This is a genomic window from Actinoplanes flavus (assembly GCF_017592555.1).
GTDB classification, from domain to species: domain Bacteria; phylum Actinomycetota; class Actinomycetes; order Mycobacteriales; family Micromonosporaceae; genus Actinoplanes; species Actinoplanes flavus.
Genome location: NZ_JAGFNS010000001.1, coordinates 659,778 through 672,595 on the forward strand (window position 1 = coordinate 659,778; position 12,818 = coordinate 672,595).

The 12,818-nt window shown below is 72.7% G+C and carries 5 protein-coding genes; all 5 read right to left on the minus strand.

From position 1 onward, the window contains the following. Window positions 1-97 precede the first annotated feature (97 nt). Window positions 98-730 carry a DUF4097 family beta strand repeat-containing protein gene (locus tag J5X75_RS03035; RefSeq protein ID WP_208465645.1) on the minus strand — a complete coding sequence of 211 codons (633 nt, stop codon included), beginning with the start codon at window positions 728-730 and terminating at the stop codon, window positions 98-100. Then, a complete protein-coding gene (locus J5X75_RS03040) occupies window positions 727-3,000 on the minus strand; it encodes an MMPL family transporter (protein ID WP_208465646.1) in 2,274 nt (757 codons plus the stop codon). Before J5X75_RS03040 ends, J5X75_RS03035 begins: the two co-directional genes overlap by 4 nt. A 39-nt stretch (window positions 3,001-3,039) precedes the next feature. After that, window positions 3,040-3,303 carry a hypothetical protein gene (locus J5X75_RS03045; RefSeq protein ID WP_183217005.1) on the minus strand — a complete coding sequence of 88 codons (264 nt, stop codon included), beginning with the start codon at window positions 3,301-3,303 and terminating at the stop codon, window positions 3,040-3,042. Between the two features lie 215 nt (window positions 3,304-3,518). Beyond that, complete coding sequence (locus J5X75_RS03050) at window positions 3,519-4,766, minus strand: MFS transporter (RefSeq protein ID WP_208465647.1); 1,248 nt, start codon at window positions 4,764-4,766, stop codon at window positions 3,519-3,521. Window positions 4,767-4,910: 144 nt separating this feature from the next. Beyond that, entirely contained in the window at window positions 4,911-12,800 is a 7,890-nt protein-coding gene (locus tag J5X75_RS03055; protein ID WP_307797897.1) for a non-ribosomal peptide synthetase, read from the minus strand. Window positions 12,801-12,818: the final 18 nt, after the last annotated feature.

The following is a 12,818-nucleotide window of genomic DNA, read 5'->3' on the forward strand; positions in this document are numbered from 1 at the left end:
TCTCTGCTCGTGGCCGGAACGGCCGGGTCCCGGACGGCGGCGACCGTCCGGGACCACACTGTGCCTCGCCTATCTATATTTATTGTGTTTCGGCCGGTCAGCTGGTCACGGTGACGTTGCCGCCGCCGGACTTCGCCTTGATCTTGTGCGCGGAGCCGGCGACCTCCTGCACCGACACCTCACGGTTGCCGCCGTCGGTGGTGGCGTCCACCTCGTACGCCCCGGCCGGGACCTTGATCTTGACGTTGCCGCCCGCGCTCGTCGCGTCGACCAAGGGCGCCGCGGCCGAGTACTCCAGGTTCACGTCGCCACCCGCGGTGTCGACCGTGGCGTTCGCGCCGAGGCCGTTGCCGGTGATGTCCCCACCCGCGGTCTTGATCTGCACGACCGTGCCCTTGGGCAGCTCGATCTTGTAGTTGACGTGGCAGCTGTCGCCGCCGCAGCCCTTGTCGACCAGCTTGAGCGTGTCGCCGTCGACGCTGTGCGAGGTCTCCGGCTTGGTGTCCGAGTAGTTCAGGTCCTCGGTGACCTTCACCGCGGAGGTGTCCGAGGCGGTGAGGGTGACGTTGCCGCCGCGGGCGTCCAGCGAGATGGTGCTCACCTTGTCGCTGATGTCGTACGTGTTCCCGGCGCTCTGGTCGGATCCGCTCGCGTTCGGGTCGCACCCGGCCGCCAGCAGCGCACACATCGCGATCGCCAGCGTGCTCACGCCTGCCTTGGTCATCTTCATCGGGTTCCTTCCTCGGTGGCGCCCACCGGGCTGAGGACCTTGACGTCCTCGCCGGGCTCGATCGTGTTCTCAGTGGTCGGCTCGGGCCCGGCGACCGGGGCGGGCCGGCCGCGCAGGGCCCAGGCCCGGTCGCCGAGCAGCGACAGCGCCGCGGGGAGCAGCACGCCCCGGACGATCGTCGCGTCGATCAGGATGGCGACCGCCATGCCGACGCCGAGCATCTTGTACTCGATGCCGGAGAGCGTCGCGAAGATCGCGAACACCGCGATCATGACGACCGCCGCGCTGGTCACCACGCCGGCGCTGCTGCCGACGCCGTGGACGACCGCGTCCTTGGCGGACTCGCCGCGGGCCCAGCGCTCCCGGACCCGGCTCAGGATGAAGACGTGGTAGTCCATGCTCAGTCCGAACAGGATCACGAACATGAACAGCGGCAGCCAGTTGACCACCCCGCCGAAGGAGGAGAAGCCGAGCAGCCCGGCGAAGTCGCCGTTCTGGAAGCCGAGGACCACGATGCCGATCGCCGCGCCGATCGCGAGCAGGTTGAGCACCATCGAGACCGCGGCGACCAGCGGCGCCCGGAACGCGATGACCAGCACGATGAACGACAGGACCAGGACGAAGCCGATCACCCAGATCGTCCGCGTCTCCAGCACCTGGGCGAAGTCGTGCAGGCCGGCGGTGCGGCCGCCCACCGCGTACTCCAGGCCGGAGGTGTTCGCGAACGCCTGCGGCAGCACGTCCTCGCGCAGGGTGCGCAGCGCCTCGACCGAGGTGTCGTCGGTGCCGCCGCCGGCGAGCGGGACCTTGATGCTCAGCACGTCCCCGACCGGGTTGGCCGAGATCTGGTCGCCGAGCAGGTCGCTCGTGGCCGCCTGCCGGCGCAGCTCCTCGACCGCCTGGTCGGCCGCGCCGGTGGTGGCGCCGGAGCCCCAGACCACGACCTGCGCCGGGTCGGCGCCGCCGGGGAACGCCTGCTGGAGCCGGACACCGGCGTCGACCGCCGGGATGCTGCGCGGCAGGGAGTCGAGCTGGCCGGGTTCGCTGAGCTTCATGCCGAAGGCCGGAAGGGCCAGCGCCACCAGCGCGATCAGGGCGATGCCGCCGAAGACGACCGGGTGGCGGGCCACGCCGCCGGCGATCGCCGACCAGCCGCGGGAGGTGGTCGCCGTGGTGCGGGAACGGCCGAGGAACGGCAGCCGGAGCGCGTCGACCCGTCGGCCGAGCAGGCTGAGCATCGCCGGCAGCACGGTGACCGAACCGAGGACCGCCAGGCTCACCACGATGATCGTGCCGATGGCCATGCCGTTGAACGTGTCGATCTGGGCCAGGAAGAGGCCGGCCAGCGACAGCACCACGGTGATGCCGGAGACGACCACGGCGTGCCCCGAGGTCCGGGCGCTGATCTTGAGGGCTTCGGCCGCGTCCTTGCCGGCGGCCCGTTCCTCCCGCTCACGGCGCAGGTAGAACAGCGAGTAGTCGACGCCGACCGCCATGCCGATCAGCAGCACCACCGACGACACCGTGCTGTTGGCCGGGATGACCGTGCCGACCAGGCCGAGGACGCCGAGTCCGGCGAGCACCGCGGTGGCGGCGAGGAACAACGGGACGGCGGCGGCGATCAGCGCGCCGAAGACGACCACCAGGATGATCAGGGTGACCGGCAGGGAGAGCAGCTCGGCCTGGGCCAGGTCCTCGTCGGCGGCCTTGTCGACCGCGGAGGTCAGCGAGATGTCACCGGCCATCGCGACGCGGGCGTCCGGGTGGGCGGCCTGAACCGCCTCGACCTCGGTCCTGATCTTCGCGAAGTGCTTGTCCGCCTCCGCCCCGGGACCCGGGATGGTGAAGCTGACCAGGCCGGACTTCCCGTCCGCGGAGACCAGCACAGCCCGCGTCCGCTCGTTGTCGAGCGGCGTCACGATCTCGGTGGTGGCGCCGGGCAGGGCCTTGATCCGGTCGCTCAGGTCCTTGGCGGTGCTCTCCAGCTCGGGGCTGCCGAGGAACGCCCGGTCCCGGCCCGGAGCCTCGATGAGCACGTTCTCGGTGTACGACGAGGTGACCTTCTGCTCGCGGATCATGGTCTGCGCGCGGCCGGCCTCACCGGCGTCGGTGGTCTTGGCGCCCGATCCCGCCGCGTCGCCGAGCAGCACCGCCACGGCGACCAGGAGGATCCAGCCCACGATGACCTTCTTGGGATGGCGGGCGGACCAGCCCACCATCCGCTCCAACAGGGGACCCTTCGCCGTCGTCGACGACGCCTTCCGTGACATGACTGTCCTTCCTGGATCAGGGGAGAGGGGGGAGGGGTTTCACTTCAGCTCGCGCATCATCTGCTCCATCGAGACCACCGACTCGCGTACGCCGGTCAGCTCGCCGGCCACCCGCTGCCGCAGCTCGTCGTGCTCGAGGACCAGCTCGGCGTACCGCTGGCTGAGCTCGCGGTAGTGGTCGTCGTCCCGCTGGGCGACGATGCGGGCCCGCCAGGTGGCGGCGACCTGAGTGATGATCAGGACCAGGACCAGGACGATTCCCACCACTGCCAGAACGCTGGTGAGGTCGTTGCCGTAGCTCATGTGGCCATCCCCTTCTCGCGGCCTGCTGACGTGATCTGAACCCCGGCCCGGCTTGCCTCGAAGTGATCCTAAGTGGATTTTTCGGGCGGACCGGCCCTGTTCGGGGTGATCAAACGGGATCCAGGGGTACCCCTATCAGCAGGGCACTTCATGTGTAAGAAAAAACTTACAGGAGGGCCGCGGCACCTGTCAAAGAAAACTTACATGTGTTCGTCTCACTCGACGGGTGCGCGGCGGATCGACGGCACACCGAGCGCCAGAAGGGCCAGCACACCCATGCCGGCGGCGGTGATCAGAGCGGCCACCGACGTTCCGGCGGCGCTCAGCAGGACCCCGCCGAGCAGCGCGCCGACCGAGTTCAGACCGGATCCGATCAGCGCGAACACACTCGTCACCCGGCCCTGCATGGCGTCCGGAGTGACCCGGATCTGGTAGGTCGCGGCAGCCACGTTGAGCAGCGCGCCCAGCGCCGCCATGCCGCCCATCAGCGCGCCCAGCCCGGCCGGGAGGGTGGTGACGGCGACCAGGGCGATCAGGACGGCCCACAGCGCCAGGACGCCGATCAGGATGGCCTGGACCGGCACCCGCCGCATCACCCGGGCCGCGCCCAGCGCGCCGAGCAGCCCACCCAGACCGCCGAGCAGGCCGAGCAGGCCGACCATGTACGGCGGGTGCCCGCCCTCCCGGATGATCAGCACCAGGGTCAGGTTGATCACCTGGAACGCCAGGTTGCTGCCGCCGACCAGCAGGATCGCCGACCGCATGAACCGGTGCCGCCACACCCAAGCGAACCCCTCGGCGATCTCGGTGGTCAGCATCCGCCGTGGCGTGACCCGTTCGCCCTGGAGGTCACGGCGCACGGTCAGCAGCGTCACGAAGGCGACCAGGTGGGTGACGGTCGCGAAGGCGAACGGCAGCCACCGGAACAGCGAGTACAGGGCGGTTCCGGCCGGCTGCCCGATCAGGCCGGTGGCCTGGCCGCGGGCCTCGTTCTGGGACAGGGCGGCGCCCAGATGCGTGGGATGCACGACGTGGCGTACCGAGGCGCGCTCGGCCAGCCGGTAGACGATCACGGCGGTGCCGTCCAGGAAGGCCACCAGCATGACGTGCGGCAGCCACACCTCGCCGAACAGCAGCGCCACCACCAGGCTGGCCATGCCGGCGAACCCGACGGCGTCGCAGATCAGCATGGCCCGGCGGCGGTTCCAGCGGTCGACGAGCGCGCCGGCCGGCAGCACGAACAGCAGTTGCGGCAGCAGGGTCGCGAACGCCACCAGCGAGGCGTCCGCCGGGGTGCCGCCACCCCACAGGATCATCAGGGGGTACGCGGCGACCGCCACCCGGGTGCCGAGCAGCGACGAGCCGGCGCCCACCCAGAGCATCCGGAAGTCCCGGTTACGGCGCAGTGGCGGCACCGGGGCCGGCGCCTCGGCGCCCGGTGTGAGGTGCGAGGTCGAGGTCATCAGCAGGCTCCGAAAAGGGGAATGGCCGGGCGGGGCGGGGGGGGGGGCGGGGCCGCCCGGGGGCGGGGCGGTCCCTCCGCTGCCCCCCACGGGGGGTGGGGCGGCCCGGCGGGGGGGGCCCCCCCCCCGGCCGTGGACGGTGATCTATCGGGAGCGCAGCCGGGCGGCGACGGTCTTGACGACCTGCTCGCCGGCGTCGCCGTTGGTCATCACGCAGAGCCCGTCACCGGACTTGAGCGCGATCACCGACAGCCCGTGGTAGCCGGTCGGCGTCCCGCCGTGACCGAACTCGGTCTCGGCGCCCCGGTCGACGACCGTGCCGAGCCCGTACAGGCTGTCCTCGTAGGGGGTGAGCATCAGGGCCGCGGTGTCCCGCCGGAGCAGGGCCCGCGGGCGGCCCAGGGCGGACCGTCGCAGCTCGATCGCCACCCGGGCCAGGTCGGCCGGCGTGGACCAGAGACCGGCCGCGGCGGCGTCCGGGCGGACCCGCCAGCCGCCCTCGATCGGCTCCCCGTCGCGGTCGTGGCCGTGCGCGACCGGGCTGCCCGAGCGGGCCGGGTAGTCCTGGTCGAAGCCGCTGTCCACCATGGTCAGCGGGTCCAGCACCAGCCGGCGCATGAGCCCGTCGAACGGCTCCCCGGTGACGTCGCTCAGGAGCTGCTGCACCACCACGTAGTGGACGTTGGCCTTGCGGAAGCCGGCGCCGGCCGGCTCGATCCGGGTGACCCCGTCGAGCAGGGCGGTGAGCGAGGGCGCCGGACCGCCCGGGAGGAAACCGCCGCCCGGGGTGGACGACAGGCCGGAGCGGTGCGCCAGCAGCTGCCGCAGCGTCACCGGGCCGTCCCCGGCGGGCACCCGCCAGCCGGTCAGGTAGCGGTTCACGTCCTCGTCGAGGTCGAGCCGGCCCTCGTCGACCAGCCGCAGCACGGCCAGCGCGGTGAGGTGCTTGCTCAGCGAGCCGGCCTGGAACGGCGTCCGCCCGGTGACCGGGACACCCGCCGCGGCCTGGCCGAACGTCTCCACCTCGACGAGTTCGCCGCCGGCGATGACCGCCACGCTCAGGCCCGGCACGTGGTGCCGTTCCATGGCGTCGCGCCATTCCTGGCGGGACACCAGGCCGGGCGCGGCCACCTGCGGCGCGGCCTTGGCGGCGGCCTCGGCCGCGATCTGCTCGTCGACCGCCTCGGCCAGCGCGGCCAGGGTCCGGTGCTGGTACATCATGAACAGCGACAGCGGGAGCCCGCGGCGCTGAGCGGTCGCGACCGCCTTGATCACCAGGATGGAGTGGCCGCCGAGGGCCAGGAAGCCGTCGCCGCGGCCGACCCGCTCGACGCCGAGCAGCTCGGTGAAGACCTCGGCGAGGCCGCGTTCGGTCTCGGTGACCGGCGGCTCGAAGTCGTCCATCGACAGCGTGTGCTCGGGCAGGGCGCGCCGGTCCAGCTTGCCGTTGGCGTTCAGCGGCATGACGTCCAGCTCGACGAACGCGGCCGGGACCATGTAGTCGGGCAGCCGCTCGTCGCAGAACGCCCGCAGACCGGCGGCGGAGCCGACCACGTACGCGGTCAGCCGGTCGTCGACCAGCAGCACCCGCGCCTCGGTGACCGCCGGGTGCTCGTTCAGCACCGCCTCGATCTCGCCGATCTCCACCCGGTAGCCACGGATCTTGACCTGGTCGTCGGAACGGCCCAGGTACTCGACCACCCCGTCACCCCGCCAGCGGACCACGTCACCCGACCGGTACAGCCGGGAGCCGGCCGGACCGTACGGGTCCGGCACGAACCGCTGGGCGGTCAGCGTGGGCCGGTCCAGGTAGCCCCGGGCCACGCCCTCGCCGCCGACGAACAGCTCGCCCACCGCCCCGACCGGGACCCGGTTGAGCCGCTCGTCCAGGACCCGCATCACCATGCCGGGCAGCGGGGCGCCGATCGGCACCACGCCCGTACCGGGGTCGGCGGGCACCCGGTGAATGCAGGTGCCGACGCTGGCCTCGGTGGGGCCGTACTCGTTGACGATCCGGCCGGACGGCGAGTAGCGGCTCGCCAGCGCGCCGGGCAGCGCCTCGCCGGCGACCACCATGACACCCGCCAGGGCGGTGACCCGCTCCGGGCTGAGCTGGTGCGACAGCACCTCCAGGTGTCCGGGGGTGAGCTTGAGGAACGCGTACGGGCCGGCGGCCTCCAGGCGCGCGCCCAGCTCGGACAGGTCCAGATCCTGCGGCAGCATCTCGACCGGCTGACCGGCCAGCAGCGGCGCCCACACGTTCGGCACCACCAGGTCGAAGGCGACCGACGAGAAGACCGCGCCACCGGTGCCGCCGCCGATCAGGGAACCGGCCACCGCCAGGTCCCGGACCGCCCAGCCGACGTGGTTCGCGAGGCCCCGGTGGGAGACCGCCACGCCCTTCGGCTTACCGGTCGAACCGGAGGTGTAGATGACGTAGGCCAACTCGTCCGGGTCGACCTCGACCGGGGTGAAGGCCACCGGCTCCAGACCCTCGACCCGGACCACCGGAACGTCGGCGGCCCGATCGGCATCGGTGACCAGGGCGGCCGCGCCGTCCAGCATCGACTCCACCCGGGCCGCCGGGAAGCCGGGGTCGACCGGCACGTAGGCGGCACCGGCGAACCAGACACCCAGCATCGCGGCGTGCAGCCACGGACCCCGGTCGACCAGCACACCCACCCGGTCGCCACGGGACACGCCCGCCTCCCGGAGCCGCGCGGCGACCGCGCCGGCCCGGCCGGCCAGGTCGGCGAACGACAGCTCGAAGCCGTCGCCGCGGACCGCGACCGCCACCGGGGTACGAGCGGCCTGCTCGGCGAAGGACAGCGGCACCGGACGGTCGGTGACCGCGCCCTCGGCCGCCGACTCCCAGCCGGCGACCGTCTCGGCCTCACCGACCGGCAGGAACACCCGGGTCGCGTCGCCCTCCGGGTCGGCGGCCATCGCCTCCAGCACCGAGCGGTACATCGAGGCGAGCCGGGAGACGTGCTCGCGGGACAGCAGCTGGAGGTTGCAGCGCAGGTGCAGCAGCCCGGGGCCGGTCGAGATGGACAACCCGAACTCGTTGCTGCTGTGGCCGAGGCTGTCGCCGACCGCCACCTCACCGTCCAGGCTGGAGCCCAGGCCGGTGAAGTCGTGGTAGCTGAAGTAGGCCTCGATCATCCGGCCGCCGTCGCCGTGGCTGCGCTCGATCTGCGGCATCGGGAAGTGCCGGTGCTCCCACACCTCCCGCTCCCGGGCGAAGGTGGCCGCCACCAGGTCCCGCCACGTGCGCGCACCCCGGTCGTGGCGCAGCGGCAGCACGTTGAGGAACATGCCGTGCACCCGGTCGGCGTCCGCGGACTCCGGCCGTACGTGGTGGGTGAGCCCGGACAGGAACGACGACTCCGGGGTGAGCCCGCCGAGCACGTTGAGGTGTGCGGCCAGCAGCGTGCTCTTCATCGGGGCGCCGGCCCGCGCGGCGACCGTGCGCAGGCCGTCCGCGAGGTCCGCGAACGGGATGTCCACGACGATCGTGCCGCCCGGCTCGCCGTCCGCGACACCCCAGCCGGCCGGGAGCGAGAACCGCGGGCAGTTCTCCACCTGCGAGCGCCAGAACTCCTGCTCCGTCTCGGAGGCCAGCGCGGCCAGCTCGGCGGCGACCGTGTCGGCGAACCGCAGCGACGGCGGCGTCCATGCGACCGGACGGCCGTCGATCAGGTGGTGGTACGCCTCGAACAGCTCGACGAACAGCGTCCGCCGGCTCCAGCCGTCCAGCACCACGTGCGAGTTGATGGCGGTGAGCTGCCAGCTGCCGTCCGCGCACAGGTGCACGGCGAGTTTCAGCAGCGGCGGCCCGGCCGGATCGAGCGGGTGCCGGCCGGCGTCGGCGACGAACAGCTCGATCTCGGCGGCGGTCTCCGCCTCGTCCAGGCCGCTCAGGTCCGCGACCGGGACGATCACCGGCACCTCGGTGTGCACGAGCTGCATCGGCGTCGAGTAGCCGTCCAGGCTGACGGTGCTGCGCAGCACGTCGTGGCGGGGCGCGAGCAGGGCCGCGGCGGCCCGGAACTTCTCCGCGTCGAACGGGCGGCCGTCGCGGATCCGGACGCTGGTCACCACGTGGTACGGCGGGTGCTCCCCGCCGACCAGCATCTCGACCTGCATGCCGGTCTGCGCCTGGAGCAGCGGGTAGGCGTCGTCCAGGCCGTCCGGCAGCAGCGCCCGGTCGTCCTCGCTGATCAGGCTGAACGGCGCCACCGGGGCGGCCGGGGCGGCGGCGCCCGCACGCTGGGCGAGCAGCGCGCACAGCTCCCCCAGGACCGGGTGCCGCATCAGGTCCTTGACCTCGACGTCGTACCCGTGGTCGCGCAGCGTGCCGATGAGCACGACGGCCCGGATCGAGTCGCCGCCGATGTCGAAGAAGCCGTCGGTGACGCCGGCCCGGTCGATGCCGAGCACCGACTGCCACATCTGCGAGACCGAGGCCTCCAGCGGGGTACGCGGGGCGACGTACTCACCGCCGCTGCGCCACTGGCTCGCCTCCGGCGCGGGCAGCGCCCGCTTGTCCAGCTTGCCGTTGGTGGTCAGCGGGATCGCGGCGATCGGCACCAGCGCGGCCGGGACCATGTACTCGGGCAGGGTGCGGGAGATGGTCTCCCGGATCGCCCGCGGGTCCGGGCTCTGCCCCTCGGCCGCCACGACGTAGCCGACCAGCCGGCCGTCCGCGCCGAGCACGGTGACCGCCTCACGGACCCCGTCGCAGCCGGTGACGGCCGCGCTGATCTCGCCCAGCTCGATCCGGAAGCCGCGGATCTTCACCTGGTCGTCGGCCCGTCCGAAGAACTCGAAGGTGCCGTCCGGGCGCTGTTGGGCGAGGTCGCCGCTGCGGTACATGCGGCTGCCGGCCGGGCCGAACGGGTCCGGCACGAACCGCTGCGCGGTGAGGGCGGCCCGGCCCAGGTAGCCGCGGGCCACGCCGGGCCCGGACACGTAGATCTCGCCGGTGACACCCGGCGGAACCGGGTTGCCGTCCTCGTCCAGCAGGTGCATCTCCAGATCGGAGAGCGGCCGGCCGATCGGATTTCCCGCGCCGGGCGCGAGGTCGCGCTTGGTGAGCCGGTGGTACGTGGTGTGCACGGTGGTCTCGGTGATCCCGTACATGTTGACCAGCGCCACCCGGCCCAGCCCGACCCGGTCCACCCACGGCTTGAGCTCGGCCACCTCCAGCTTCTCGCCCGCGAAGATCACCGCGCGGAGGCTGAGCAGCTTGATCCGCCGGTCGCCGCCGGCCGCCGCGGTGACCACCGACCGGAACGCGGTCGGCGTCTGCGACAGGACGGTCACCTGCTGGTCGACCAGGAGGTCCAGGAAGTCCTCCGGCGAGCGGGACACGTCGCGCGGCACGACCACCAGGCGGCCGCCGAACGCCAGCGCGCCCCACATCTCGAACACCGACACGTCGAAGGCGTACGAGTGGGCCATCGACCACACGTCCGACTCGTCGAAGTCGTAGTGCTCCTGTGCGGTGTCGAGCAGCCGGGTCACGTTGCGGTGGCTGAGCACCACGCCCTTGGGACGGCCGGTCGAACCGGACGTGTAGATGGTGTAGATGACGCCGTCCGGGGTGGACACCCGCGGCGGGTCGTCCGTGCGGCCCTCGGCGGGCGGCAGGACCAGCGTCCCGTCGAACACGTCGGCCAGTCCGGGCGCCAGCTCGGCCGAGGTCACCACGATCCGGGCGCCGGCGTCCGCCAGCACGTAGCCGAGGCGCTCCATCGGGTTGGCCGGGTCCAGCGGCAGGTAGCCCGCACCGGACTTGAGCACACCGAGCAGGGTCGGCACCAGGTCCACGCCGCGTTCCAGGTGCACGCCGACCAGGTCCTCCGGGCCCACCCCGGCGTCGCGCAGCAGCCACGCGAGACGGTTGGCACGGGCGTTGACCTCGGCGTACGTCAGCTCGACGTCACCCGCCACCACCGCGACGGCATCGGGGTCGGCGGCCACGCGGGCCTCGAACAGCTCGTGTGCGAGCGGGTCATCGTCAACGGTGGTGGTCGTCGTCGGCACTGTCGCCTCCTCGTCGAGTCCGGCGGCGATCCCGGTCAGAACCGACCGGTACTGCGCCGCGAGTTGGTCCGCGTACCGCGGAGCGAGCAGCACACCGTCGGTGGCGATGCCGATCCGGCGGTCGCCGAACGCGTGCACCGACAGACCGAAGTCGTTGGCCCGCTGGTTGACCGCCACGCCCTGGTCGACGATCTCGCCGTCGACCTGGTGGAAGTCGATGTAGTTGAAGAGCACGTCGATCAGCCGGCCGTCGACGGCCGCGTCCCGCTGGATGCGGGACAGCGGGTACCGCCGGTGCGCCCAGACCTCGGTCTCCTGCTCCAGGACCCGGGTGAGCAGCTCACGCCAGGTCCGGGCGCCGGCCCGGTGCGGGAACGGCAGCGTGTTGAGGTGCATGCCGAGCACCCGCTCCGCGCCGACCGCCTCGGGCCGCCCGTGGAACACCACACCGGTGTGGAAGGCCGGCGCACCGGTCACCCGGCTGAGCACCTCCAGGTGGGCGGCGAGCAGCAGGGTCTTGAACGGGACACCGGCCTCGGACGCACGGGACCGCAGCTCGGGGGCCAGGTCGTCGATCGGGACGCTCACGCCGTACGCCTCCGGCTTGTCACCCGGCGTGACCGCCCACGTGGCCGGAACCTCGAACCGCGCGTGCCCCTCGACCACCCGCTTCCAGAACGCGGCCTCCTCCGGATCGCGCAGCGACGCGAGCTCCCCGGCGATGACGTCCGCGTAGCGGACGGCAGGCGGCTCGTAGGCGGCGGGCGCGCCGGTGTCGCGGATCTCCCGGTACGCGTTCGCCAGCTCCATCTCGAAGGTGGCGCTGCTCCAGCCGTCGGTGATCACGTGCGAGCAGGTGATCAGCAGCCACCAGGTGGTGTCGTTCTCCACCAGCGCGGCCAGCCGCATCAGCGGCGCGGACCGGAAGTCCATCGGGTTCGCCCGCTCGGCCGCCACCTCGGCGGTGAGCAGCCGCTCGTCGGCGCCCCGGGCGTCCACCACCCGCACCGGCACCGCGGCGGTCCCGTGCACGATCTGCATCGGCACCGAGTAGCCGGTGAGGTGCACCGACGTCCGCAGGTTCTCGTGCCGGGCGGTGATCACCTCGACGGCGCGACGGAACGCGGCCTCGTCGAACGGCCGGCCGTCGGTGATCCGCCGGGCAGCCACGTTGTGGTAGGTCCGGCGGTCGCCGCTGGCGAAGTACTCGGCCACCATGCCCAGCTGGACCTCGCCCAGCGGGTAGGCGTCGACCGTTCCGGCCGGGAGCAGGGCCCGGTCGGCGGCGCTGATCAGCGCGTACCGGTCGGTGACCGCCGGCGCCGCGACGCCCGCGCCCCGGCCGGCCAGGACGGCGGCCAGGTCGGCGACCGTACGCTGGGCGAAGACGTCCCGCACGGTCAGGTCGAAGCCCTGGCCGCGGAGCGCGCCGACCACCGCGACGGCCCGGATCGAGTCGCCACCCCGCTCGAAGAAGCGGTCGCCGCGGCCGATCGGGGCGGTGCCCAGCGCCCGCTGGAACGCCTCCGCGACGGCCGTCTCGATCGCGGTCATCGGGGTGTCGTCGACGGTCTCCGGGCCGGCGGCCGGCGGCTCGGGCAGCGCCCGGCGGTCGACCTTGCCGTTGGCGTTCAGCGGCATGACGTCCAGCTCGACGAACGCGGCCGGGACCATGTACTCCGGGAGGCGCTGCCCGCAGAACGCGGCAACCCCTTCCGCAGACCCGGCTTCCGCAGACCCGGCTTCCGAAGACCCGGCGAGGTACGCGATGAGCCGTCCCCCCACGAGCAGGACACGCGCCTCGGTGACCGCCGGGTGCTCGTTCAGCACCGCCTCGATCTCGCCGATCTCCACCCGGTAGCCACGGATCTTGACCTGGTCGTCGGAACGGCCCAGGTACTCGACCACCCCGTCACCCCGCCAGCGGACCACGTCACCCGACCGGTACAGCCGGGAGCCGGCCGGACCGTACGGGTCCGGCACGAACCGCTGGGCGGTCAG